This window comes from Paenibacillus baimaensis (assembly GCF_025567575.1).
In genome coordinates this window covers 1-26779 of record NZ_JAOQIO010000025.1, presented here as the reverse complement: position 1 = coordinate 26779, position 26779 = coordinate 1, and the positions used below count along the sequence as shown (strand labels likewise).

At 45.7% G+C, this 26779-nt stretch carries 21 protein-coding genes and 6 pseudogenes; 19 read left to right on the top strand and 8 right to left on the bottom strand.

Annotated features, from left to right (window positions below; genetic code table 11):
- Position 1: 1 nt before the first annotated feature.
- A pseudogene (locus OB236_RS10465) lies at positions 2-1104 on the top strand (transposase); the annotation flags it as partial.
- Between the two features lie 88 nt (positions 1105-1192).
- Here OB236_RS10465 and OB236_RS10460 read toward each other — a convergent pair.
- Positions 1193-2098 (bottom strand): helix-turn-helix transcriptional regulator, encoded by a 906-nt coding sequence (locus tag OB236_RS10460; RefSeq protein WP_262683946.1) that lies wholly within the window; start codon positions 2096-2098, stop codon positions 1193-1195.
- A gap of 459 nt (positions 2099-2557) precedes the next feature.
- Here OB236_RS10460 and OB236_RS10455 point away from each other — a divergent pair, with 459 nt between their 5' ends.
- The 4 genes and pseudogenes from OB236_RS10455 to OB236_RS10440 all read left to right on the top strand — a co-directional run bounded on the left by OB236_RS10455 (position 2558) and on the right by OB236_RS10440 (position 6864).
- Positions 2558-3112 carry a dihydrofolate reductase family protein gene (locus OB236_RS10455; RefSeq protein ID WP_262683945.1) on the top strand — a complete coding sequence of 185 codons (555 nt, stop codon included), beginning with the start codon at positions 2558-2560 and terminating at the stop codon, positions 3110-3112.
- A gap of 268 nt (positions 3113-3380) precedes the next feature.
- A complete protein-coding gene (locus OB236_RS10450) occupies positions 3381-5657 on the top strand; it encodes an excinuclease ABC subunit UvrA (protein WP_262683944.1) in 2277 nt (758 codons plus the stop codon).
- Between the two features lie 30 nt (positions 5658-5687).
- Positions 5688-6071 (top strand): annotated as a pseudogene (rsgA, locus tag OB236_RS10445) (GTPase RsgA); the annotation flags it as partial.
- A 262-nt stretch (positions 6072-6333) separates the two neighbouring features.
- On the top strand, positions 6334-6864 hold the full coding sequence (locus tag OB236_RS10440) for a hypothetical protein (RefSeq protein WP_262683943.1): 531 nt from the start codon (positions 6334-6336) through the stop codon (positions 6862-6864).
- Positions 6865-6969: 105 nt separating this feature from the next.
- Here the strand turns inward: OB236_RS10440 and OB236_RS10435 are convergent.
- A pseudogene (locus tag OB236_RS10435) lies at positions 6970-7309 on the bottom strand (transposase); the annotation flags it as partial.
- A 9-nt stretch (positions 7310-7318) separates the two neighbouring features.
- Between OB236_RS10435 and OB236_RS10430 the strand changes: the two are divergent.
- The 8 genes and pseudogenes from OB236_RS10430 to OB236_RS10395 all read left to right on the top strand — a co-directional run.
- Positions 7319-7470, top strand: a pseudogene (locus tag OB236_RS10430) (DDE-type integrase/transposase/recombinase); the annotation flags it as partial.
- Between the two features lie 394 nt (positions 7471-7864).
- Complete coding sequence (locus OB236_RS10425; protein WP_262683942.1) at positions 7865-9166, top strand: phytoene desaturase family protein; 1302 nt, start codon at positions 7865-7867, stop codon at positions 9164-9166.
- A complete protein-coding gene (gene sigJ / locus OB236_RS10420) occupies positions 9144-10007 on the top strand; it encodes an RNA polymerase sigma factor SigJ (RefSeq protein ID WP_262683941.1) in 864 nt (287 codons plus the stop codon). Before OB236_RS10425 ends, sigJ begins: the two co-directional genes overlap by 23 nt.
- Positions 10008-10369: 362 nt before the next feature.
- A complete protein-coding gene (locus OB236_RS10415) occupies positions 10370-10537 on the top strand; it encodes a DUF3482 domain-containing protein (protein ID WP_262683940.1) in 168 nt (55 codons plus the stop codon).
- Positions 10538-10563: 26 nt separating this feature from the next.
- Positions 10564-10792: pseudogene (locus OB236_RS10410) on the top strand (transposase); the annotation flags it as partial.
- Between the two features lie 267 nt (positions 10793-11059).
- On the top strand, positions 11060-11254 hold the full coding sequence (locus tag OB236_RS10405) for a hypothetical protein (protein ID WP_262683939.1): 195 nt from the start codon (positions 11060-11062) through the stop codon (positions 11252-11254).
- Between the two features lie 349 nt (positions 11255-11603).
- Positions 11604-12395: a hypothetical protein gene (locus OB236_RS10400; RefSeq protein WP_262683938.1), complete on the top strand. Its 792-nt coding sequence runs from the start codon at positions 11604-11606 to the stop codon at positions 12393-12395.
- A 353-nt stretch (positions 12396-12748) separates the two neighbouring features.
- Complete coding sequence (locus tag OB236_RS10395; protein WP_262683978.1) at positions 12749-13114, top strand: hypothetical protein; 366 nt, start codon at positions 12749-12751, stop codon at positions 13112-13114.
- A 779-nt stretch (positions 13115-13893) separates the two neighbouring features.
- On the opposite strand, the gene OB236_RS10390 is transcribed toward OB236_RS10395, so the two are convergent.
- Entirely contained in the window at positions 13894-14406 is a 513-nt protein-coding gene (locus tag OB236_RS10390; protein ID WP_262683937.1) for a Ku protein, read from the bottom strand.
- A gap of 30 nt (positions 14407-14436) precedes the next feature.
- Positions 14437-15177, bottom strand: a complete 741-nt coding sequence (locus OB236_RS10385; RefSeq protein WP_262683936.1) for a thermonuclease family protein — start codon at positions 15175-15177, stop codon at positions 14437-14439.
- Between the two features lie 335 nt (positions 15178-15512).
- Here OB236_RS10385 and OB236_RS10380 point away from each other — a divergent pair, with 335 nt between their 5' ends.
- The gene (locus OB236_RS10380; protein ID WP_262683935.1) at positions 15513-15857 is read left to right on the top strand and encodes an IS110 family transposase; all 345 of its coding nucleotides are present in this window, start codon (positions 15513-15515) and stop codon (positions 15855-15857) included.
- 187 nt (positions 15858-16044) lie between these two features.
- On the opposite strand, the gene OB236_RS10375 is transcribed toward OB236_RS10380, so the two are convergent.
- Genes OB236_RS10375 through OB236_RS10360 form a run of 4 tightly spaced genes read right to left on the bottom strand, consistent with a single transcriptional unit; the run spans position 16045 to position 20811 of the window.
- Entirely contained in the window at positions 16045-17427 is a 1383-nt protein-coding gene (locus tag OB236_RS10375) for an FAD-dependent oxidoreductase (RefSeq protein WP_262683934.1), read from the bottom strand.
- 33 nt (positions 17428-17460) lie between these two features.
- The gene (locus OB236_RS10370) at positions 17461-19011 is read right to left on the bottom strand and encodes an extracellular solute-binding protein (protein ID WP_262683933.1); all 1551 of its coding nucleotides are present in this window, start codon (positions 19009-19011) and stop codon (positions 17461-17463) included.
- 31 nt (positions 19012-19042) lie between these two features.
- A complete protein-coding gene (locus OB236_RS10365) occupies positions 19043-19909 on the bottom strand; it encodes a carbohydrate ABC transporter permease (protein ID WP_262683932.1) in 867 nt (288 codons plus the stop codon).
- Entirely contained in the window at positions 19903-20811 is a 909-nt protein-coding gene (locus tag OB236_RS10360; protein WP_262683931.1) for an ABC transporter permease, read from the bottom strand. The genes OB236_RS10365 and OB236_RS10360 overlap by 7 nt, the downstream gene beginning before the upstream one ends.
- Positions 20812-21042: 231 nt before the next feature.
- Here OB236_RS10360 and OB236_RS10355 point away from each other — a divergent pair, with 231 nt between their 5' ends.
- The 5 genes and pseudogenes from OB236_RS10355 (at position 21043) to OB236_RS10335 (ending at position 26226) form a co-directional block, all read left to right on the top strand.
- Positions 21043-21771, top strand: coding sequence for a response regulator transcription factor (locus tag OB236_RS10355; protein WP_262683930.1), 729 nt, complete (start codon positions 21043-21045; stop codon positions 21769-21771).
- Complete coding sequence (locus OB236_RS10350; RefSeq protein WP_262683928.1) at positions 21768-23531, top strand: cache domain-containing sensor histidine kinase; 1764 nt, start codon at positions 21768-21770, stop codon at positions 23529-23531. The genes OB236_RS10355 and OB236_RS10350 overlap by 4 nt, the downstream gene beginning before the upstream one ends.
- A gap of 194 nt (positions 23532-23725) precedes the next feature.
- Positions 23726-23923: pseudogene (locus tag OB236_RS10345) on the top strand (transposase); the annotation flags it as partial.
- A gap of 504 nt (positions 23924-24427) precedes the next feature.
- Positions 24428-24733 carry a GyrI-like domain-containing protein gene (locus OB236_RS10340; RefSeq protein WP_262683927.1) on the top strand — a complete coding sequence of 102 codons (306 nt, stop codon included), beginning with the start codon at positions 24428-24430 and terminating at the stop codon, positions 24731-24733.
- A gap of 206 nt (positions 24734-24939) precedes the next feature.
- Positions 24940-26226 carry an IS110 family RNA-guided transposase gene (locus OB236_RS10335; RefSeq protein WP_262683926.1) on the top strand — a complete coding sequence of 429 codons (1287 nt, stop codon included), beginning with the start codon at positions 24940-24942 and terminating at the stop codon, positions 26224-26226.
- Positions 26227-26779 lie beyond the last annotated feature (553 nt).

Below are 26779 nucleotides of genomic sequence, written 5' to 3'. Positions count from 1 at the left end.
CGCTGTCGTGAAGCACAAGGCCAAACTCCAGGAGAAAGTACAGACACTGTTTGCCACCATTGAAGAAGCCGAGAATCAAGAAGAACGGTCACACGCCAGCCAAGACCTGAGCGAACGGGGCGAGGTGTCAGAAATGACAAGTGAAAAATTAGAGACTGCCGTCAAACAGAAGAACGACTGCTAGCACAACCAAAGGACAAGTCGCTGAAAAAAGTTGTGCGTGCGCTCCGCAAAGACTTACTCCCTCGTCTTCAAAGATATGAAACTCACCAAGGAATTTTAGGTAACCGAAACAGCTATAGCAAGACCGACAAAGAGGCTACGTTTATGCGTATGAAAGAAGATCACATGCGAAACGGTCAGCTGAAGTCAGGTTACAATGTGCAGATGGTCACCGAAAATCAATTCATCCTCGGCTACAGTGTACACCAGCGACCTACCGATACGCGCTGTCTTATTCCTCATTTGGAAAAAGTAAAGTCTGCTCTTGGTAAGCTGCCAGCTAACGTTATCGGTGATGCAGGATACCATGGCGAGGAAAACTACGACTATTTAGAGCGAAACGAAATCGAAGCCATCGTCAAATACAGCACCTACCACCGTGAGAAAAGTAAAGCATGGCAAAAGGATAATAGTAAAATCGATAACTGGACGTATAACACTGAACAAGACATATGGACATGCGCTGCGGGGCAGACCCTCATTTTTCGAAGAGCGAGCAAGGAGAAAACCGAAAGTGGATTCGAAATCGAGCATCGCCATTACCGAAGCATAAGCTGTGAAGGATGTCCCCTGAAACCCAGGTGTACGAAAGCTGAAGGTAATCGAGAAGTTAAAGTCAGTCTGAACTACTTGCGTTTGAAAAACCAAGCCCGTGAAAAGCTCCGGAGCGAAGATGGTTACGCCCTTGCGGTTCGGCGTATGATCGAGCCAGAGCCTGTGTTTGGTGATATGAAGAATAACCGTGGTTTCAAAAGATTTCTGCTTCGATGCTTACTAAAAGTAAGTCTCGAAGTCGGGTGGCTTTCCCTCGCCCATAATCTGCTCAAGAAAGCAGCAGTAGACACCAAAAACAAAGGAGCTAAGCAGGTACAAGCCGCTTAGCTCCTTTTTCATCCCATATTTACCTTTTCCAACCAATGGATCTGTCCCGATCATCAACAATAGTTACTTTTAGGACAGCATCTTTTACCTATTCCTTGTACTGATCCATGCTGTCTCGCAGAAGCTGGAGCACCATATCTCTCAGTGGGGGTGGGGATAGGACCTGTACATCGGGGCCGAATCGGATCAGTTTCCGGGCCGTAAACGGTAACTCTTCCAGCGGAACCGGGCCGCTCCAATGACCGTCCGTAACCGTATAGAAAATTGGGTCGTCCTTGGCGAGGCGCGCACCAAAAGAGGAAAACCGAAGTAACACTTCGGCTGTCTCACGATTATCGGGAGTCTGCATCCACTCGGCGAGGGACGGGACTTCGAGATCAACCGTGCCAGTTCTCTCCACGTTTTGAATCCGATCCACCCGAAAGAGGAGGACCTTGTCCTCGTTACGAGCAGGCATGTACCAATAGTCGTTTTCGAAATATATGCCGAAGGGGTACAATTTGTGCTCCTTTTCCCTTTTGGCGGACCTATAGGCGATCCGGATTTCCTGCTTGGTGATCGCCGCCTCCAAAATTTCCGTCGTCCAGGGTGCAGGTTCATATAGCTGAATCATCCGGAAGGAGATGTGGCTGCGCATCTGATCGATGTTCGTCTGCACATCGGAAGGCAAGCTTCCGTAATACTGAACGGCTAGGTGGGAGCGAATCGCGTCAAACGGGAAATCGGGCACCTTTTCCAGTATTTCAAGCAACAGAAACAAGCCGAGCGCCTCGCTCCGGGTTAACTGCAACGGCGGCAGGATGCGGTTCTCCAACGCGCGGTATCCGCCATGGGCCCCTTGTTCGCTGTACAGTGGAAAACCGATTTGCTGCAGGTAATCCAGGTCGCGCTGGATGGTCCGAACCGAAACGTTAAAGCGTTCTGCCAGCTCGCGGGCCGTAAACTTCTTTCGGGAGTCGATGATCCGCATCATGATTAATCTCCGCTCGTTCATGGCATCCTCCTAATTACGTCAAGTTTTGTCGTAATTCTATTGTAACATACAGGATAGAAGGGAGCGATCAAGAAATGGAAAACTCGAAAGTAGTATTGTAAATTGCGGTGAGTCTGGATGGTTACATTGCCCGTTCAGACGTGTCGGTGGACTGGCTGTTGGAGTCGAAGGCGATGACGAGGACAGTGGTATGAGAAGTTTTTCGATAACATCGGCGAGCTGATCATGGGCAGGCTTACGTATGATGAGGTGCTCAAACAATCGGACGATTTCCCGTATAAAATAAGGTTGGGCAGATTCGATGAGAACCCACGCAGAAGAAATGCTTGTATTGCTTTTAGGGAATTGCTCTGACGGATAGTATTGTTAAAAAGATATCCTCTCTTTTATTAATATGACATATGGTGACGTATTTGAGGTCTATAATGGGCGGTAGATTAACGAAAGGAGTAACAAATCATGAAACGAAGAATAATTTTAGATTTAGCGGTTACTTTAGATGGATTTATTGAAGGGAAAAATGGTGAAGTCGATTGGTGCATTATGGACTCTGAGCTGGGGTTTAATAATTTTTTAAATCAAATTGATACCATTTTATATGGAAGAAAAAGCTATGATTTATGGGGACAATTTACTCCGGAAATTGAACATACGGATTCTGAAAAAGAATTTTGGGAATTGGTTCATAGTAAAGAGAAATATGTGTTTTCCAGGACGCAAAAGGGTACTGATAATAAAGCAATATTCATAAATGATCGTATTCTTGAAGAAGTAAATGAATTAAAGAATAAGCCTGGTAAAGACATCTGGCTATATGGTGGAGCAAGTATTATTACAACTTTTATCAATTTAGGACTTGTAGATGAATTTAGATTATCTGTTCACCCTGTGGTTTTGGGAGAAGGGAAACCGCTGTTTGTGGATATCAAACAGAGGTTGAATTTAACAATGGTTAATACAAGAACGTTCTCCTCAGGTGTCGTACAACTAATTTATCATTTGGATGGAAACTAATTATATTTCACATTCCAATGATAAAAAACAGCGGCAAGTCTACGACTTTATTTTCTGGTCTTCGACCGCCGCTTTTTCATTTATTGGGTTCAGTTTAAAACTTTGTTTTCGTCCCGGTTGCTCTGGCGAATCTCGCTGTATCGTTAGCCTTCCAGGTGCCGAACAAACTTATCTGCACGGAGAACATTCGTCTAATCATAACACCTCTTGTCATGATTCTTCAGTTATATTGTGAAAACTTAGAAAATAGAAATCGGAGGTGGAGTCTATGAACGTCTATGATATCGTAATTAAAGGAGCACGCGAGAATAATCTGAAAAACGTGAATGTCCGCATCCCGAAGAGAAAAATCACGATCTTCACCGGTGTCTCGGGCTCGGGCAAATCTTCTCTGGTCTTCGACACCATCAGCGCCGAAGCTCAGCGGCAGCTTAACGAGACGTTTTCCGCATTCATCCGCAATCGGCTGCCCCGGTTTAGTCAGCCGGATACCGATCTCATCGAGAACTTGTCTACAGCGGTAGTGATCGATCAGAAAAGGCTCGGTGGCAACTCCCGTTCGACGGTCGGTACGATCACGGATATTTATGCGATGCTCCGGCTGCTGTTCTCCAGAATCGGTAAACCTTTTGCCGGCAATTCGCATGTTTTCTCATTTAACGACCCGGCCGGCATGTGCCTGGAATGCTCCGGAGTCGGACAGGTGGTGCAGTTCGATGTGGACAAGCTGCTTGACAGGTCCAAATCGCTGAATGAAGGCGCAATCCTGTTCCCCGTATTTAAAGTAGGAAGTTGGTACTTGAATACGTATACTCATTCCGGCTTGTTCGACAACGACAAGCGGCTCGCCGACTATACGCCGGCAGAATGGGATACCCTCCTCCACGGCAAAGAAAGCAAGATCGTATACCGCACCAAAGGCGGCGATATTGAATCGGATTATGAAGGTCTGCTGCCCAAGCTCACCCGCCTGTATTTAAAACGGGACAGCAGTGAGATGTCAGATGCCAAACGCGAAACCATTGACTGCTTTCTATCCTATAGCGAGTGTAGCCTTTGCGGGGGAAGCCGGCTTAATCAAGTGGCCTTGAGCTGCAGGATTAACGGATACAACATTGCCCAATGCGCAGCGATGGAGATTGGCGAGCTAATACGTATGATTGAAGCCATTCGGGATCCCGTTGCCGGTCCGATGATTGGTGGGATTCTGATCCGGTTGAACCATCTGGTCTCTATTGGGCTGGAGTATCTGAGTCTGAACCGTCAAACCGCAACCTTGTCGGGCGGGGAGTCGCAGCGCATCAAGATGATCCGGCATCTGAGCAGCAGTCTTACCGACATGATCTACATTTTCGATGAACCGAGCGTCGGACTGCATCCGCGGGATGTCCATCGTCTGAACGGCATGCTATGCCAGCTCCGAGACAAAGGGAATACCGTACTTGTCGTCGAACATGACCGCGAAGTCATGGAGATCGCCGATTACATCATCGATGTCGGACCTCATGCGGGAACCCACGGCGGAGAAATCGTCTACGAAGGCGACTTTGCGGGCTTGCTCCGAGCAGATACCTTGACAGGACGGTACTTGAAGCAAAGTCTGCCCTTGAAAACTTCAACTAGGGTGCCCAAGGGTTGGATGACCGTAGCCGGCGCTAGACTGCACAATCTGAAGGATGTGACCGTCGATATACCCGTCGGTGTGCTGACCGTGGTAACGGGAGTAGCCGGCTCAGGTAAAAGTACGTTGATTAACGGAGCATTCCTGCAGTCGCATCCGGAAGCAATTGTCATCGACCAGTCGGCCGTGGGCACATCCATCCGCTCCAATACGGCCACTTATACGGGGATGATGGATGAGATCCGGCGGCTGTTCGCAGCCGTCAACAAGGTGAGCCCATCATTGTTCAGCTTCAACTCCAAGGGAGCCTGTTCCAACTGTCAGGGTCTCGGGATGATCTACACGGATTTGGCCTTTCTCGAGCCAATAAGGATGACATGTGAAATATGCGCGGGCAAGCGGTTCAGCGATGAAGTGCTGCAGTATAAACTGAACGGAAAATCCATCAGCGACGTCCTCGCTATGACGGTCCGGGAAGCTTCGGCGTTCTTCAGCGGGAAGGAACTGCTCCGTCAAATGCAGACGCTTGAGGATGTGGGACTCGGATACGTAACGCTGGGGCAGCCTCTGAGCACCTTGTCGGGCGGGGAATGCCAACGCATCAAACTGGCCGAGGAACTTCACAAGGAAAGCAGTCTTTATGTAATGGACGAGCCGACAACCGGACTGCATATGTCCGATATCTCTCGTCTGATGGACATTATGAACCGCTTGGTCGACGGGGGCAACTCGGTGGTGGTCATCGAGCACAACCTGGATGTGATTAAGAGCGCGGATTGGATTATTGACATAGGTCCCGAGGGTGGCCACCGGGGTGGCCGAATTGTATTCGAAGGCACTCCAGTCCAGCTTGCTGCTGCCGAGCATTCCATAACAGGGGCGTATTTGCGCAAGGCAGAAACCGGTCAAGGAGCGTCTTCCTGACGGGGTACGTTGTAACAGACCCTATTCCGAAACATCGATACCGTCTTTATCTGTATGGCACTCAATAACGATTTTAATTTGCGTAGACTTGAGCGGTATTTGTCGATTGAATGGGACAGTGAAGCAACACTGATTGTTGTTCTTACGAAATCGGATTTGTGTGATGTTCTCCAATCAAGATTCGATGAAGTATCCATAGTTACCATAGGCGTAGATGTGCTTACAACACCAGGGTTATCCGAAGATGGCTTCCTTGCTATCAAGGGGTATATGGCACTTGGAAAGACCTTTGTCTTTATCGGATCATCCTGTCGCCTCTCACTTCCGCTGACGAAAGATGAGCGGCGACAGATTTTATGCAACACCAGTAAGGTGGCATATTGTTTTTTTCATTACAGGAAGAAGTGCAATTAAAGAGGATATACAACAGGATGTAGTTCTGCAGAAACTCGGTAAACAGTAAAAACGATCGCTAGTCGACCTCCTCCAGTATTGATTTGACCACAGTGTTTGGAATGTGTTTGTATTACTGTAAAAACATTTTTTTGAAATTGGCCGATTGAGCAAACGGATAACTATAAATCAATAAAACAAACAGGCCAACTTAGCAATCAGCTCGGTTTTTTGATGTATAGAAGAGGATTTCACTACTAACTAACGAAACGGAGGTCGGTTAATGGAATACGTTAGGGATTACGCCATGTATGCATCCGTATTTGGCATGTTTAGTTTTATTTGGTTCGGCTGGGCACAAGAAAGTCCCAGGCCCAGCTGGCGATTATATATTGGCATAGCATCCGGTATTGCGCTTTTAGTATGCTTAATGGGTGTCTATTTAAGCGTGACGAACTGGGAGGCGCCATCCGTTTTGATGGAGGCATCCGCCTTCCGAGATTATTTGATTTCGTTTTATGCAGAATTTGTTTTGGCTGGCGCTGGTGCTTTTGTGCTGATCAGATCGAAGCGCAAAGCTTATATCGCCCCCTGGATCGCTTTTATTGTCGGCATTCATTTTATTAGCATGAAATACGTTTTTGATGATCCCAGCTTATGGATTCTGGCAGCGCTTATGGTTGCCGTCTCGATTGTTGCCGTATTTGTATCCCCCAAGCTCCAAGTGGCGAACAGCGCGATTACAGGTATTGGTGCTGGCACGGTTTTATTCGGCTATGCCCTGTTAGGTTTGATACGATTTATGGCAGTGTAGTGACGATGGCCAAGCAAGAGACGGAACATAGAGTATCAATGATAAGCGAAAAAGGATTACGTTAAACGAATAAACTTCCCCAATTTTTATTTGGAAATTTATTGTTTATTTAGTTGGTTGTAGCTTTAGATCCGCATCTTGGAAATCTGTTTTGCTTTTTAGTAGCGCATAATACAATGTAAAAGTTTGTTAAAACAAGCGATGACGGCTACTCTAAAGGGTTTGCCTTCGTGTCGTTTCTTATCGTAAAATTCTCTTAATCTTTTATTGCGTGGGATTATTTCATCTGTCGTTTTCTTTTTATCAGACGCATATACGCTAGGGTCTACTCCAGCGAATGCAACTAGCTTTTTGGGTGATTAAACCGATCGATCTCACCGATTTCGGAGACAATCGTTGCAGAAATTTTTTCTCCTATACCAGGGATAGATTGGAGAAGCTTAAACCAGCCTTTATCAGACAAACCAAGTACCTCAACAAGATGGTAGAGCAAGATCACCGGTTTATAAAGAAATTACCAGTCCCATGCATGGTTTCAAATCGTTCCGGACTGCTGATCAGACATTAATGGGAATCAAGGCCATGCATATGATCAGAAAAGGATAGACCGAATGTACTCATCATTCGTCTGTCCTTTCAACAGTTGAACTGATTCATGTACTATTTGGATTGGCAACATAGTCAAACCAATATAGCGTGGGCACACGTAGTTTTTATATTTTTGCAACACAACCGCTTTAAATCCCCGCCCGGAATAAATCGAATAAAAGACAGGATTTTTATTACGTGCGCCTAGATTGGCGCTATCTCTTAGGTTCAAGTTCTTTTGATCGCACCATACTCACATACCCGAGAAGCCTTGAATAGCAAGGATTATTTTCTTTTATTCCAAATTTGGGTGGTATTGTTTTTCGCTTCTTCAACAATTTCTTTTTTAATTGTGTCACATTCCGCCTCCCTTCCCCGTCATACGGGTACAAAATCGAAAGGGATGATTCCGATGCTAAAATATGAAGTAGCAGTTGTGGGTGGAGGAATAGCAGGGTTAACGGCTGCAATCTATGCAGCAAAAGCGGGAAAACAAACGATTGTGATTGAAAAACAGGATCGCTTAGGAGGTCGAGCCATTTCCAATAAGAAAAAGGGAGCTTACTTTAATTTAGGCGGGCATGCCTTATATCATGGAGATGCTCTTGCAACGTTCCGTGAATTGGGACTGAGTTTGCAAGGAAATCAACCTTCGATCAATGGGTATGGAATATGGAAAGGGAAATTACTTACTATGCCTATGGGATTTAAATCCCTGTTCACCACTCCTCTCTTAACTTGGAAGGGTAAAATGGAGCTTGCCTCCTGGCTCACGAAATTAGGAAAACTGGATACCCACCGATATGATCAAATCTGTCTCCGTGAATGGGTCGAAGGAAATTTATATGATCTCATGGTGCGGAATTTATTCTACTCTTTACTGCGTACGGCAAGTTATGTGGTAGCACCTGATTTACAAGCTGCTGGTCCTGTATTAAAACAACTTCAAAATTCGCTTAAAGGTGTGTTGTATCTGGATCGAGGCTGGGGCGCAACGGTCGATGAATTAGAGAAAAAAGCAACGGACCATGGGGTAACATTTTTAAAGAAGAGCAAGGTTGTTTCTATTGATCATCACAACGGAATAGTGCAACAGGTCGTTTGTGAAGACGGAACGAAAATACAGGCGAAAAATATTATCGTCACATCTCCGCCTGCGATCACTTGCCAACTGGTTCCCCGTGCTGAAGCAACCGCTCTTCACATTTGGAAAGAACAAGCGATTGAAATCACGGCTGCTTGTTTAGATGTAGCTTTGCGACGTCTGCCAAAACCGAAACAACAATTTGTTTATGGAATTGATCAAACGGTCTTTCTCTCCAACCAGTCGCGTGCGGCTTATCTAAGTGAAGATGGGGCTCAAGTCATATCCGTTATTAAGTATCAAGGAAATGGGGAGGAATCAGATAAGGAATTACAAGTGCTGGAAAAAACCCTAGATTTGGTTCAACCGGGTTGGAAGGATGAATTGATTGTCAGTCAATACCTTCCGAAGATTACGGTTAGCTATGATTTTATGCATACGAAACGTCAAGAGAACCCAGGGCCCGCTGTCCCGGAAATTACGGGTTTATATGTGGCAGGAGAATGGGTAACACATGGTGAATTATTGGTCGATGCTGCGACAGCAAGCGCCAAAAGAGCCGTACAACATATACTCTCGCAAGAGAGTAAGGAGAGAGGATACTTTCGTGAGCTTAGAGACATTGTATAAAGCCTATAAAACCCCTCTTTTTTCGTTAGCTTATCGAATGTTGGGAAGTGTCATGGATGCGGAAGACATTGTACAAGAAGCCTTTCTGAGCTATGATCAATTGCCCAATGCTAATGCGATTCAAAATGAAAGAGCGTATCTATACAAAATCGTAACGAATCGGTGTCTTGACCTTTTACGTTCATCAGCCAAAAAACGGGAAATGTACGTTGGACCCTGGTTACCGGAGCCCCTGATTGAACAAGGGGTCCTGGAATCCGATCCCTCCGATGCTTATTTGCAACGAGAATCTATTTCCACGGCTTATCTTCTGCTCCTTCAACAGCTTAACGCGGTGGAAAGAGCCGTATTTCTTCTCCGCGAGATTTTTCACTATTCATATGACGAAATTGCCGAAATGATCGGAAAAAACAGTGCGAATTGCCGTCAAATCTTCCATCGCGCCCAGAAAAGCATCCACTTCGAACCGGATCCGACCCCGTCGATCTCGGTTGCGGAAGAGAAAGTCAAGGATTTCGTAAACTCACTCATGCAAGGAAATACAAATAAGCTGCTTGAACTGATAAGTGAAAACGTGGTGTTCTATTCGGATGGGGGAGGCAAAGTCAGAGCGGCGCAGATTCCTATTATCGGCATCGATCAAGTCATCAAATTACATCAGAACCTGCTGAAAATGTACGAGGGAAAATTCAGTTACATTTTCCTATCCGTGAATGGGCTGCCGGGGATTCACATTAACTTTAGTGAAGGTATTCAATATGTATATTCATTTGCTTTTAAAAATAATCAGATCCAGACGATTTATTCCGTAGCAAATCCAGATAAACTAAGACATCTATAGAATGGGCAATTATACTAAACTATGGAGGTTACAAGTTCCGAATGGTGAAGGCAGTAGTAGCCATTCGCTTAAGACAAGGGTGTCGCCCCCGAGGTCGAATCTGAAGAAAGTCGGCGGCAAATCTCGGGTCTGAGGAACACGAATTTCATATAAGGCTAAATTACGTTGGATGAGACTGCCTAACAAGTCGCGATTAAAATAGATTGAACCTTTAAGCACCAATAATATAGTGATCGTCAGAACACAAGGGGTACGTCGAAATGGTCAAGTCGCTGACGAATTACGACTTTGACAAGCTTGCAATTCCGTATTAGAAGAACATGTACACACCAGTCGAGTGTATCGATGGAGGGGGGATGGGCATGGATAATGGTAAAAGACCAAAGAAAGCATTGGGAAGTGGAATTGCTTTAGGACTTACAGTGGGAGCAGCTTTCGGTCTGTTGTTTGATAACCTGAGTTTAGGAATTGGGGTCGGTATTGCGATAGGAGTCGGAATAGGGACAGCTATAGAATATAAGAAGAAATAACCTGTTACACTAAACGGAGAACTATAGCAAGTTCAGGCAAATGGACCGGGCAGATGAAGTTTAGCAAACGCGGGCGTTCACGCCTCCGACGTTTTATCTTCATGATGACGATGAGTTTAGTGGCGATCAACGAGGTCCATTATGAAACTGTGTGTCCAATTAGCTGGAATTTTAGTTGGAATGGCTCACAGCGGCGAAGCCTACAGCTCTCCTAAAACGATGCATGAACATAACGTTCAAGTAAATCTTTCCTGATGCATTCCACCGAGGGGAACGGCTTGCAAAGGAAGCCAAGAATCTGTATCAGATTTTTACAGATGTTAGAAAGGAGTACGGGTTATCAACCGATTTTGAAATTCCGATGGAATATTTTGCCTTTACGGTCGAAAATGCGCTGAAGAAAAATGGAGTACACGGTGACCAAGGCGATTGGATAAACAAAAACCAATGGCGAGAAGCAATTCGTTCCTCTGGCTATGTCGAATCTGAAATATACATGGCAGTGGCACAAGGAGGCTGAGTATGAACTTTGTTTGGAGGAAGGAATGGATCAAGGCGTATGAAACGCCTTGGTCCATTTTTGAAAAGTTGGCTTTTGCAAATCGCCTTGAAAGAAATGATATACTACGTTTTTTTGGAAATGATGACGTTAAAAGAATTAAAAATCCCAATATCGGAGATAGCAGGAGGGAGGTTAATACAGTTAAGCGGATTTAACGCAGCCTTGCTAAATAAGGTGTTTGAATCCGATTTAGTTGGGGATTGCAAACAATCATCAGTTGTTACCCTATTTGAGCCGCTGAATTATTTTCGTGAACGATGGAATACATGGTTCCCAGAGCACCTACATTGGTGTCACGATTGTTTATCCCATGGGTACCACAGTTGGTTTCATCAATTTGTATTAATTAAAAGATGTCCATTTCACGAAACTATACTTCTCGATTGTTGTCCGAAATGTGGTGGACGCATTCCTTTTCTCATTAGTGATAAGGGACTGAGTAATCCTTTCACTTGCATTTGAGGATATCTATTAACAAGCTGTTTCAGTCCGGAATGGAAGAATGTGTGGATTGAACCGATTGATGATATTCAGGATCCAACTGTAACGGCATGGCTATCGCACTCTACGAAGTCAAATACGCAGTCACAATGGCTTTTCTTGCCTCAGCACACGTCAATTAGTCTTCTGACTGTTGAAGGTCAACCTACAGTATTTTCATTTTCGCACTCATGGAGAAAAACAACTAAACCGAATGAAGAGCAGGGTGATCCAAAACAAATACTAGAAGAACTGAACCATCGAAATAAAGCGGTTTTTAAAGCTGTTGAACGTCATATAAGAAAGAAGATGCTAAAAGAGCATCGCTACTGCATCAGCGCTCTACAAGGGTTGTTGAAAGCTGAAGGTAAAGAATTCCCACCAATTTGCCCTTACGCATACGCATATGTATTTTGGAGAACAACTATTTTAAAATCAACGAGATTCTATTCACTCCCTTGGGGTGACGACATAGAAGAAGGTAGAGTTGCTGCTCAGATAATCAGTGAAAAAATATCTTACTTAAAAAGTAGGTTCTTGCACCATTCTAAAACAGAACCCATAACGCAAAATCGAATAAATCAGCTGTACTGGATAATTGACAAAATTACAGTGAACTTCTGCTTCAACTTTTTCGAACAATGGCTACAGCAAGCAGGTAAAGGGGTTAGCGAAGTCAGAGTACCTAACTGGCATCAAATAAATCAAACGGTTGAATGCAGTTTCCCGCAAATGGCATTTAATTATAGTGTGGCTCCAGGTGATGGTACTCTAATTGAATGCTATTTCAAACCTGAAAACCACAGAGCCCTTTAAATACAAGTGTCCGTTTATAACTAGGGCAGCAAAACATGCACTTGGTAAAATGAAATCGTATACTCCTCCACCACCACCACCTTTCGGTTGACAAGAACATTGTCCGAATGAAGTCCGCGTAAACCGAGGGCTTTTTTAGTTATCGGATCAAGTTCTTGTCATTTGTCAATGACAAGAACTTGATCCGATTCCCGATTCGTGACAAGAACATTGTCCGATTGCCGACAAGCAGTAGACTGACCTGTAACTTGCTAAACTAACAGGCAGGTTATTCCGATATGTGGTATAGTGTTGCGAGTGAAAAAAGTAGGGTTAGAGGAGGATTCGTAGCGGTGAACAAAGACGATATTGTAATTAAACAAATAACAGAGTTAGATAAATTGGAATCGATAAAATCATTACAATCGACAATCAGTAAACTCGAGAATGCCTTGTCCCAGATGACTCAAAATGGAACAAATACTACCCTAGTAAAGAAACGACTCAAAGCTATTTATATCGGCTTAGCCACGCTAGAAAGCGTTTGGAATCAAAAACCCCATCATTACACACAGGAAGATTTAGCAGAAGCTCGCAATGTTATTACTGGTTTATTTCCATCAATTGAAAACAGTTACGTTAAGTCAAAGGCTAATAGTCCCCAAAGAACGCTTTTAGAAAGAAGAATTAAAGCGTTGGAACTAGCTGTTCAAGCGATTGATGACCTTTCCGCTAAATAACTCATTATGTAAACGAAGCGTTAGGAGTAACCTTAGTTCACCTTACAGAACAAAAACTAACTGAAGCCCTTTTTTAAAATATGACCTTGGAGTTGTAAAGCCACTCAACGAAAGGGCAGGATAGCGCAATCGGTTGTCAATGAACGATGCGGATCTCAAATATAAGGTAGTATCAGTTAGACACTTCTGATGATCATTAATCTTAGAGCAGCTTCTCCATAATCTTCACATCCACATGATTTCATCTAGGATTCTTTGGTTCTTAGGTGTTCCCACTTCCCGAGAGCATTGAATAGAAAAGTAAACAGAACAAGTCTGTAGAAGCTATGTGCTATGGTTTCTAATTACTGTAGGAGCTCCTTGCCATCCCCGCGGCCGCGGTAATCTCGATGGATATAGACAGATAAGTTACCAACCCCATCATAGGCGCTAAGCGTGCTGTATGCTCTTCTCGACCATACCAAGGAGCCTCCATATGGTGCAAGTCAATGGACAAGCATTGATCCTTTAGAAGTACTTCTTTCTGTATTAACAAGTAATGATTTAGTGGCAGGTGGAGATGAGCTTACTCAGGATAATATAGCTTCTAACTTATGTATAAACCCGCTATTGTCTGTTAGCCGGTTTTACACTGTCGAACGATAATGTAAATTTTTAATTGAAAGTATGGGAGTAAAAGAATTTACACAAAAATTTGATAGTCTTTGAGCTGAACGCTATAGCCAAGAGATACTTTTTAATGTTGGCATTTGGCTATTTGTTATGGTAGTATATTGAACCTATCCTAACTTTTCTTTACGTGCACTTCGTTTGCCTTCCTTGCTTGATGAAATCTTTCCCTTGCCTTTATTTAATTTTATACTTTCCTGAAGTGCTTCTAGAAGATCAACCACAACATGTGTTTCTTGAACTGGATTTGAAACGATAAGTTGGCCGGCAATCTTTGACTGTATGGTAGCTGATAGTCGCTCTTGCTCAGGATTGGTATAAGAGGCTAAGTCTGAACTACCCGTCATATTTTTTACGATCTGTAAGGCTAATTTTAATTGAGTTGGATCAACTGAAATATTGGTAGACAGGTTTGGAACATTTTCAGATGGTCGTATTTCATTAATGTAATGCATCGTTGCCAACTGCAAACAATTACCATTAATCGGCTTTAATACACACAATTTAGTATTTGAACGAAGGGTCAATTTTGCAATTGCCAATCTTTTAGATGCTTCTAACGCCTTAAGAAACAAATAGTAAGCATTTTTAACATCGACTTTCTGACCTTTAAGTACATTCATATTACACAACCTTCCAGCAGAATTTGATAGCTACTCACAAGCAATTCCGTCATTGTCTCTGTCGAGCTTGCTGCTATACCCTGGATCACCGCGGTGAAGAGGGGCTTTGCCTGCTTTTTTTACTTCCGTGCAGTTGTTGTAATGAACACTGCTAGCAGCAGGAGTTTCTTTAGGTTCTACTGCTGAAGTAGGCTTGTGGGTCTCAAATTCTTTGGGCTTATCAGCAGCATCTTTCTTAGATTTGCTATCATCGAAACCTTTATCAGTAGCATAGTTTTCAAGGCTCCAGATACCCAGTTTAGCTTCCTGAGCTATTTTTTGAATGGCTCTGAATTGATCTACATATTTCACGTCAGGGGGGAATGTGGCCACACGGGCAAGCCCTTTTTCGAGAAGAATCTCATTAAACATTTTGTCACCCAGATAAACATAATAAAGTAGCCGTTTATACTTATCCCGCTCTGAAACATCACGTTCAAGTTTTACATCTTTTCCTTCAAGGGTTGCTTTAGTGAAGGCCGATGCTTCTTCACCGAAAGGTTGAATAGGTGTATTCGGTTTTTTAGTCTCGGGTGTATCGACCAGAATCATTCGAACCGTCTCTTTCTTACCATTGATACTGACCTCAAATGTGTCACCATCAATGACTCTTGTCACATGCGCATCGACCAGCTTTTTGTCTGTTGAGGGGGCCATGGACAGTGGCGATGCCGGTTGAATGGTTACAGGTGCAGACGCAACTGTTGCAGAGGGTGATGTTGTAGTAGCCACAGAATTCATGGTTTCTTTATTTGTTGCAGGTGAAGATTATATGTAACGACTAAATTTCCTCAGCGGGATAATCTGAAGAATATTAGAGTCTGTAAATACTTCGTATTATGAGGTTAACCAGCTAAATCTGGCTAACCTCATTTTTTGCGTTAAAATTAGCATTAGCCTGTGAGAACGATAAAATAGGTGGGCTCATAGCCCGTTACACAAACTGTTCACCTGCTATTGCACAAACCATGATTGGGCTGGTTGAGACATTGATCTCGTATAACACGCGAAGCTATGACAGTGCAATGGTTAGTGGGTATCGGTCATATTTATTTGAGGAGGGCATTATGAATCCTGTTGTTGGTATTGATGTATCAAAAGGAGAAAGTGAAGGCTTTATTTTCCTTGAACGCAACAAATCCTTGGGAAAGTCGTTTCGTTTCTTGCATACCTTTGATGGTATTCAGAGCCTCATTTCAAGGCTTGAGGAAGTAGAGTCCTTAACGGAGAGAAGGCCAGCTATTGTATTGGAATCGACAGGACATTATCATTTAGGGCTTGTAGCTGCTCTTCAAAAGCAAGCGTATAAGATCATTATTTTGAATCCTTTGATCCCCCAGCGAGCAAGAAAATCAAAGCTGAGAAAAGTAAAAATGGACGCGGAAGATGCTAAGCATCTAGCTGAATTGTAGTCTGGAACCGGTTAAAAAACTGTGGAACCAGTAAAAAATGTGTGGAACCGCTGAGTCCCGATGAGCATAGACTTCATCGGGACTTTTTTCTTTATAGGGAGTAAATAATCACAACGATTGAGAAATAAGGTACGAAAATTCAAAGATTTGAATCAGGTCAAGTTTGCCTATACGATTGGTCTGTGCATCAAATAATGAGCGAGCCGCCCTGTACCAGCGTGGAGCGGATTTCTGCGGTATCCAGCTCGTGGAAGTTCTTGCTTTGCGAAAGTGCCAGATAAGCGGCCACTCCGGCGGCTTCGCCGGTTTGGTTCATGTTAACCATGACGCGCACGCCGCCGAACGCTTCCTCATCGGCATCCAGCATTCTGCCTGCTACGATCACATTTCTGTACGGTCCTTCCGGTAGCAAGCTGCGGTACGGAATTTGGTAGAACGTCGGATCCTTCTCCATTGGCTCTCTCCAGCGGCTGACTTCATGCGGATAACCCGGACGAATGTACACCTGCTCACCGTCCAAATACTTGAACGTAAGACCCGGCTTCTCCTGGTGATGCACATCGACACGATAGCTACCGTTGGCGATCGCATCGTCGAACCGGCGCCCATACAGCACATCCTCACCCGTCAGACGGTAGGCGCAGTTGATGTGGCGCGTTTCCCGCGTTCCGATATACGAGGGCAGCGATACCAATGACAGGTTGTTGTCCGGCCCGTACTTGCGGACCAAGTCCATGATCGAACGCACCTGCCGACGTCCTTCAATCTCACTGTAGGTCAGATCTTCGCCATCAGCACTGTTTTTATGGTAGACGCGTGTGCCGGCATACATATATACATCTCTGCTGCCTGGCACATGACGTCCCCAGCCAAAGCCCTCAGGTAGCTGGAATTCATCCTTAAACTGAAGCCGCGCCTTTTGCAGATCGATTCCCTTCAGCTGATCCGAGCCTGTAACCGCGTTCTGGATATCACCGTGCGATCCCCATCCGCCAATCTTCGCGCACATCGTCGACGGCTGGAAGTAGGAGGACAATCGGTGCTCGACACCCAGCCTTGCACATAAGTCGCCATCACCCGTCGCATCGATGAAATATTTCGCCATAATAGCGCCGCGCCCTGACTTGTTCTCGACAATGACACCTTTCAGTTCCTCGTCCACCACATGAGGTGCAACGAACATCGTGTGCAGATACGTCTTCACTCCAGCCTCCAAGATTAGCTCATCCAGCTCGATCTTCAGCTCCTCCGTGTTCAGCACGTAGCCGACTGAATGGCTGCGCTGCTCCTCGTCGACCGCATCTCTGCGGTGCAAACGCTCGATCGTCTCGGTCGTCATGCCTGCGATAATTTGGCGTTGGAACACCGTATCGTAGATCGTATGCCAAACGTTAACAAGACCCGACGTTGCAACACCACCGAACGCATTTTGCTTCTCGATGATGACTACCTTGGCGCCGAGCCGGGCCGCCCGTACAGCGGCGAACACCCCTGTACAGCTGCCTCCGAGCACGCACACATCCGCCTCGTGGAATACCGGAATTTCCCTTGCTTTTTCCAAGATGAGCATGTAAGTCCCCTCCTTCATATCAGTGAACGATGATTACTTCAAATAACCCAAGGCCTTAAGCGCTTTGTCGGCTTCTTGCAGGTAAAGCGGCAGCTGATACGTCTTGTTCATCGTGTCCACGAACTGAACGTACTCGGCAATCGGACGCTTTCCATACATAAACTTGATGACCTCTTCCTGCTCAAAACGGTTCTTGTCATCTACGACAACACCGGGCGGATTCGGAATCAAGCCGTTGTAAGTCTTCAGCACAGGCAGATTGTATGCAAAATCGATATATTTCGCCTGATTCGGGAATTTCGTTTTCAAATACGGACCCTCCGTACGTCCGGTTAGCTGCACCTGGAACGCATAAGCGGTTTCTGAAATTGCCGGCAGCAGCTTCATTTGGCCGTTCACCATTTCGTAATGCTTGCCCTCTATCCCGTAGTTAACCAAGGTTTGGCCTTTACCCGGCTCAGTAATATAGTCCAGATACTCCAATACTTTGTTCAGTACTTCAGGCTTCTTCTCCAAGCTCTTCGGAAGAGCGATGCGTCCAAATACGTTGCCTTGGTCATAAAATCCGCTAAATGTACCGCCCGGTCCGGTCAAAGCGCCAACCGGCTGCCAATCCGCGTTCGGATTGATCTTTTTGTAGTCGGCCACATAGTTGTCCTTCGCAAGCTCTCCCCATGCACGGTAAATGGCGCCAGCCTGGCCTTGGAATGCTTTTTGCTGGTCTTTCAGCCCTTTATTGGCCATCAGCTCGGGATCAACAACGCCTAGTTTAATCAGCTCGACAATATATTTAATCGCCTCTGTTGTCCGGGGATCGGTCGTCGAATAATTCACCTTGCCGTTATCGATCGTGAAGTTGCCGGGAACGGGCACTCCAAATGCGGCAAAGATAGGGCTGAACGCATTAAGTGACGTGAAATCGCCCGTACCGGTAAGACCGAAGGTATCCTTCTTGCCGTTGCCGTCCGGATCCTTCTCCGTAAATGCCACCAGCATCTCCTTGAGTTCGTCGAGCGTCTTAGGCTCCTTCAGGCCCAGCTTGTCGAGCCAGTCCTTGCGCACCCAAAGCGCGTTCTGCTGCTGAAGACCACGTTTGAGCAGGGAATACTGCTTGCCGTTCACTTTACCCTTCGTCAAATCTTCTGCGGTGAACGTCTTCTTCACATTAGGCATTTTGTCGATATATGGAGCCAGATCGAGTAACAGCCCTTGCTTGGACAGCTCCTCCAGCTGGATTTTGGCTACTTCGAAAATATCGGGCGGTGTGCCGCCGGCGACCTTGACATTGAGCTGCTGTGTATAATCGCTGGTTGCAACGTTAAATTCCAAATCCATATTCAGAACCTTATTCAGCTCTTGCAGGATTGGATCCTTATCCGGTGTCGGAACCCCGGAGCCGGATACGAACACGCTTACCTTCACCGGTCCTTTGGAAGCAGGAGCGGCAGCTCCCGCAGCCGGTGCGTCTGCTTTCTTCGCAGGCTCCGCAGCCTTGTTTGCGGCTGGAGCGCCGGAGGAACATCCGGTTATTGCAACCGATACTAATGTCAAAATGGAAAGCGATCTGACCATACCCTTTTTCATACGACTACCACCTTTTCATATATGAATTATGTTAACCCTTAACAGATCCAAGAAGAGCGCCTTGTGTAAAATATTTTTGGACGAAAGGGTAAACGACGAGGATCGGCAGCGCCGTCAGGATGACGGCCGCCATCTGCAGCGACTCGCTCGGCAGTGTCTGCTCAAGCGCCGCCTGCTGGTCGGGATTCATCGCGCTGGATAATATCCCTCTTAGCACAACCTGCAGCGGTTTTTTCGAGTTATCGTTGATGTACATGATCGCCTGGAAAAACTCATTCCAATGGTTAACGGCATAAAATAATCCGATCGTCGCCATAATCGGCATCGATAGTGGAAGCACCAGCTGGACGAAAATCCGTAGCTCGCCCGCCCCGTCTATTCGCGCTGCCTCGTACAAGCTTTCAGGTAAATTTTCAAAAAAGGTTTTCATAATTAACAAATTATACGAAGTTACGGCAAGCGGAATAATCATCGACCAGAGCGAGTTAATGAGTCCGGTGCTTTTCACGATCAAGTAAGTCGGAATGATGCCTCCGTTGAACAAAAAGGTGAAGACGACAAGGAACAACAGCATGTTGCGCCCCGGCAGGAACTTTTTACTGAGCGGATACGCCATGAATGAGGTCAGCACCAGATTAACCGCTGTACCGACCACCGTAATGAAAACCGTCACCTTGTAAGCGCTTGGAATAAGCGAATCGGATAAAAAGATCCGGTAAGCGTCGAATGTCACCTCACTCGGAATGACGACGAACCCGCCATGCTTGACCAGCTCGCTGTAAGGAGTTACGGAAACCGAGACCACGTACAGCAGCGGGAAGACGATACTCAGTGCAAACAACGACAACAGCAAATAGTTAAACCACAGAAACACCTTCTCTTTCGTGGACATTACCATACGCCTTCACCCCACTTTCTGGCGATCCGGTTGGCGGAAATGACAAGCGCAAGACCGATGAGCGATTTAAACAACCCAACAGCGGCACCTAAGCTAAAATTAAGCTGCTCCAAGCCGACCCGGAACACCCAAGTGTCGATAATGTCGGCCACTGCGTATACATGCACATTGTACATGATATAAATTTGGTCAAATCCGGCGTCGAGAATATGTCCCAGCTTCAGAATCAGTAGCAGGACGATAACATTGCGGATTCCTGGCAGTGAAATGTGCCACAGCATGCGAAGCCGTCCTGCACCGTCGCAGCGCGCCGCCTCATACAGCGTCGGATCGACTCCTGTGAGTGCAGCGAGGTAAATGATCGCGCTCCAGCCGGCGGTTTGCCATACCTCCGAGCTGACCAGAATCGTACGGAACCAGTCCGTCGATTGCAGGAACGGGATCGAATGGCCGATATATTCCTTGATCCACCTACTGACAATTCCGCTCGTTTCCGACAGGAAGGCGAAGACGATGCCATAAATAATGACCCATGATAAAAAATGGGGTAGGTAACTGATTGTCTGAATCCACTTTTTGAATCGGGCGTTTCGCACCTCATAAAGCAGCAGTGCCAGTATAATCCCCGGCGGCACGCCCCAGATGATCTTGTAAACGCTGATCAGAAAAGTATTGATCAAAATTTGCTCGAAATAAGGCGAGTTGTAAAAATAAGCAAAGTGCTTATACCACGGATCGGCCCACGGGCTTTCCCAGATTCCGTCCATAATGTTGAAATCTTTAAAAGCGATGACCGAGCCCCACATCGGCCCGTAGCGGTAAATCGCATAATATACGAGTCCCGGCAGAAGCATCAAATACAATGTGCGATACCTCCACACCCCGCGCAATTCTTTCGTCATTCAGGTTCCCCCCAAGCATTTTTTTGTGTGCCGTTATTTCGTATTTTATACGCAACCGTCACAAGCTGAATATACAGTGAGACGACGATATTGTCAGATAATCAATGATCTCCGCGCCTGTCGTCATAGATCGTTGATTTCCTGACAATATCGCTGATTTTCGGATATTCGGGCAACAGATAATCCTGTTATACTGAAAGTAAGCAACCTGATTGCGAGGGGAGGATCAACATGGCTGATCCGAAAGTACTGATCGTCGACGATGAAATACCGATTCGCGAGAGCATGCGATTCTTTCCGTGGGCAGAGCACGGATACCGACTTGCTGGCGAGGCAAGACATGGTCTGGAGGCACTTGAGCTGATCGAAAGCAGCGCTCCCGACATCCTGATCACCGATATTATGATGCCGGTCATGGACGGCATCAGCTTAATGAGAACGCTGCAGGAGCGCAATCTGGCGCTTCCGGTTATTTTACTGACCTGCCATAGAGAATTCGACTACGTCCGTGAGGCGCTGCTGCTCGGCGCTACGGATTATTTGGTCAAGGGAGTGTACCGCGACCAGGAGCTGTTGGATGCTCTGCACAAGGCGCGCAAATCCATCGCTCCCCCCGCCACCCAGTCTACCAAGCCGGAAAAAACTTACCGTCTGGAGGTCAGCTTGGCCATTGAATATGTTGCGCAGCATATGACAGAAACAATCAACTTGACTGACGCCGCTGCTCAGTCGGGCCTCAGCGTCAATTACTTTGGCGCGCTGTTTCGAAGGGAAACCGGGGAATATTTTCAGGACTACGTCAAACGGATCAAGCTGGAGCAGGCGGCGGAGCTGCTCAAAAACAGCACGCTAAAAGTTTATGAGGTCTCCGAGCGGATCGGAATTCCTAACTACCGCTACTTCACGGAAATATTTTGCAAGCATTTCGGTAAATCGCCAAGGGAGTTCCGCAGCTCATGAACCTTATACCGCAAATTCGCTTCGGCATTTTTGCCAAGTTGATGTTTCTGCTGACGATCCCTACCGTGCTGGTGCTCTTCGGACTGCTGTACACGGTAACGAGCAGTTCCAAGGACGCGCTGATCGCGCAAAAATCGAACGACCAAAACTTATATATCGAGCGAACCGGTCAATATTTGGACCTGTACCTGCAAAATATCCGCAATATTCTGCTCAGCGTTTCGCAGCATCCCGTCTTCTCCAAGCCCTCGGATGCACCCGAGATTGAAGAGGCGCTGCGTAATTACATGCAGAATAACCAGGGCCTCATCAATCATATTTTCGTGTCCACTCAGGATGGCCGTATTTATTCCAGCAGTCCCGTACTGTTTGACGTCGTCGGACATCCGGAAATTATGCAGCTGTTCAAAATTGCGCGAGAAAATCCAGGCGTCATTTCCTGGAGCCGCCCCTACTATTCGCCGCTCTCCACGGGGCAAACGATTTCGTTCGTCTTATCCATGAAGGATGCGCTGGGCAACGACAAGTTGACGATTGCGGCGGAGATTAACAAGCTTCAGCTGACCCAGGAGCTGGGCCGCTTCCTGTACGACCAGAATCAAAGCTATGTGCTGTTCAATACGTACAACGACGTGGTTGCTTATGACGGGGACATGCTGTTGACCGTCGACTCCCCGCCCTTCGCCCCCGATCAGCCGCCCTCATCAGAGCTGCTGCAGCACCTGATTGAGATGCCAAACGGAATCCATGATGTACAGAGTCCGAAAGGTACGATCATGGCGACGAAGAGTAACCGCAACCGGCTTGGCTGGTATTTCGTTTCTTTGACGAAAGAGGAAATTTTTCAGCAGAGTGTGCAGGGACTTACCTCGCGTATTCTGAAGCTTGGCCTGCTGTGGTACTTTCTTCTCTTTGCCTGCGTACTCGTCATCAGCCGTCACGTGACACTGCCGATTCGCAAGCTGGCAAAGCAGATGGACCGGATCAAGGACGGACGGCTGACTTCCAATTCCGACTTGGCTGTACGGAACGATGAGATCGGCCATCTGGCATACAGCTTTCAGACGATGCTGAAGCGAATCCAGCTCCTTGTAGAGGATATTGAAAAAACCGAGCAGAAGAAGAAGGACATCGAACTTCGGTTTCTGCTGAACCAAATTCGGCCGCATTTTCTATATAACACCTTAACGTGCATCTCCAGCCTGTCCAGACAGAACAAAGGGGAGCAAATCGAGGAAACCGTCCGCTCGCTCATACTTATCCTGAGCTACAGCATCGACCGTAAGAACGATTTTGTCCCGCTGCAGCATGAGCTAGGCACATTGAAGGCGTATATGCAAATACAGCAGATGCGGTACGGCTCGGGCATTGTTTTTGAGGATGAGGTACCCGAAGCGCATGAGGCGCATCTGGTTCCCAAAATGATACTGCAGCCCTTGGTGGAAAATTCGATCTTTCACGGCTTGGCGCGCAGGGGAGAAGGGCTCATTACCGTACGGACGGAGCGCCGCTTGAACGGTCTTAGAATTACAGTGGCCGATAACGGAGATGGAATAACTGCGGAGAAAATCGCTGCGATTATGGGCAAAATGACCGTGGTAGACGAAACCGATACCGCGAAGCCTTCCGGCAGAATGTCCGGAATCGGCCTGGCAAATGTGATGGAGCGTCTGAAGCTGCATTACGGCGATCGGTCCGAAGTGATCATCGAATCTGCGGTCGGGGAAGGAACTTCGATCACACTGACAATTCCTGTATGAAACCAGTTCACATTATTTAAAGGAATAACTACAGCGGCCTATAGTCGATATTCTGGTTAGAACACAATATGGAATCGGAGCGGGACTCAAGTCGCAGGGTTAAACGGAATTACTCAAGTGAAATGTGTTTCGGTTGATCTCCCTAATGGTTGACGATATCCTAACACAAAGGAAGAATGAATTTGCATTGTGCAGTGTCACGTCTCTGTAATGAACTTGATGAAGACGTTGAAGCTTTTCGTAACCGTCCACTAATCGGAGAGTATCCGTACATTTGGTTGGACGCGACATTTCCCAAGGTACGTGAGGGCGGCCGAGCTCATAACATGGCATTTGTTGTGGCAATAGCAGTAAACAATGACGGAACTCGCCATATACTTGGGTTTGACATTTTAACACCAGATAGACCCCTGACAACCAAAGGCTATATGCGCCAATGCCCAAGCGAATATAGCCTTTGCCACAGTGGAATACTATGTTGTTTTTTCATATCTTTTCTATACTTTGGCGTTTTCCCCTTTTACACCACTTGACAAGACACTATCTCAACACGTGCTGATAGACTTGGTTATCCATATAAAAATTAAATCAACATGTCAGCGAAAAAACGGTGAAAACATGGCTTGGTACCGCTCGAACATAGCCGATCCTTCTCTTTTTTCATCAAGACTTCTATTTCAATCCATGCTGGTGTCTTTTCCATTGTTTCACCGTCACTTTCAGGTTGTATATCTTTAATTCGACGGTTTGGAAATGAATCCCTTTAGTTCAACTTATATAGTAGGTTATAGTGCGTCAGGAAAATGGAGTGATGATATAGATTATCCAATTCCAGGATTATGGGCAAAATCGTATAAGTTTATTTCTGAAAACAATGCAGATAAAGTTGTAGGAGTTTGCCTCCCCCAAGAAGTAACCATTACTTTTATACTTGTGGAATTGAGATTGAGGCTGTTGATTACGATACAGTTGAAAAAGGAATGACTTTTCTTACTTTTCCCAAACAAAAATATGTTGTATTCAAACATATTGGTCCTTCTAATGAAATTCCGAATACCTATGGGGAGCTATGGAAGGTATTTGACAAGGAAGGGTATAAAATAAAAGTAGGAATGCCTGAAATTGAAATCGTAAAAACTAGTATGTTCCGAAAAGAAGAAACTGCTGAATATGAGATGGAAATTTGGTTACCTGTGCAATAAGCTAGATACTTGTTCAACTAACGCAGAATTATAGTTTAGGATTTGCTTGGCGGCAGATCCTTTTTTGTTTATTGAAGTAAAGGGCAGCATTCCTATTATGAAGAAATACGAGGTTTGAGAAATAAAAAGACTCCTTGGTATGATGTATATGGATCCCAGATGCTGGCCAGCGTCGGATCCAAAAACAAAGTCAAGGAGACTACAACATGCATTCTACTCAAAATGAAAGAATTAATCAAATTACTTCTTCTACTTTAATTATCGGAGTCGACATCGCAAAATTCAAACATGTGGCAAGGGCCCAAGACTACCGCGGAGTCGAGCTCGGGAGGCCGATTACGTTTGAGAATAACCGAGAAGGCTTTGAATTGTTTGTGAGATGGTTCCGGAATATTGCGACGGAGCAAGGGTTCGTGGACGCCATTGTTGGCATGGAACCCACCGGCCATTACTGGTTGAACCTCGCGTATTACCTGGGAGAACAACAAGTATTATGTGGCGTGGTTAATCCGCTACACGTGAAGAAAAGCAAAGAATTAGACGACAATTCACCGACCAAGAACGACATTAAAGATGCCAAAGTCATCGCACAGCTTGTCAAAGATGGGAGATACGCCATTCCTAATCTTCTCCACGGCAAATATGCCGAACTAAGGGAAGCGATGAAAATTCGCGATCATCTGTCGACTGATCTGCGAGTGGTGCAAGGCCGGGTTCATAATTGGTTGGATCGGTACTTTCCAGAGTTCCTCACAGTGTTTAAAGATTGGGAATGCAAGTCTGCACGCCAAATGCTTAGCCTTTGTTTGTTGCCACATGAGTTGGCTACTCAGTCAGAGGAGGCTTTGTTAAAGCATCTTAGAGAGGTGGCTAAGCGAGGTCTCGGCATGGAACGTATGAGGTGTTTGAAAGCAGCTGCAAGCCGTTCTGTTGGCATCCGAGAAGGTACAGAATTAGCAAAGCTCGAACTTAAGCTGCTGTTAACACAGTACGAGTTGCTTGAAAGTAAGTTTGAAGAGCTTGAAGAAAAGCTGGATGAGCTCTTAGAGCAAATCCCTCATGTAAAGCAAATAATGGCCATTAAAGGTATTGGTCGGGACAGCATAGCTGGATTCCTGGCTGAAGTTGGCAACATTGAGCGTTACCGGCATCCTAATCAAATCATAAAGCTAGCGGGTTTGAACTTAAAAGAAAACACGTCCGGTAAACACAAGGGACAGACAAAGATCACCAAGCGCGGTCGTAAGCGGCTACGAGCACTGCTATTTCGCGTCATAATGCCACTGGTGGCTAAGAACCGAGCATTCAAGGCATTACATCAGTACTACACCAAACGGCCAGATAATCCCTTGAAAAAAATGCAGTCGCTCATTGCGCTATGCAATAAGCTGATTCGAGTTCTCTTTGGTGTCCTTAAAAAGGGGCATAGGTTTTGTGAAGAAAAGATGTTACAGGATATCCCCCGATTCACGGAAGTGTCATTAGCAGCTTAGATTCAATGTTTTCATAGAAGTCGAACAAATTAAAAGGAACAGACAATTGAAGCACGGACGAGTCGGAACAGAACTAACATACGGACGAAGATCCTGTCGGGCAGCATATCCGACCTCCACCTCATGGACAGGTTGAATGAAGGAATGTGGGAGCGAAGACTCTGTGAGACATGGGAGGGTTGACCGCCATGAGCCATGTGGAGATCCAAAGGTGCGATCATATATTTCCAGAATCTCCACTTTTTAAAACGAGTGGTCTGGGTGGGTGTATTTTTGCGCTTTCCTCACCCCATATTTTAGACTTTCTACAACTTTGTTCCATGTGCTGATTGTCTTTCGCGGAAGAAAAACGTTCAAAATCTAAGAAAACAAGCGTATTTAAGAGGAAAGCGATTCTCCATAGAGGGAGATTAGTTGAATAAACAAAGGAATTTTCTTAAGTCTGTTGAAATATTAATAATGTGTTAATTTGGAATATATGGGGGTTCGTATGAAATTTCTAGTCATCCAACCAAAATTTGAGAAGAACATTGTTCAACTTGAGAGTGAATTA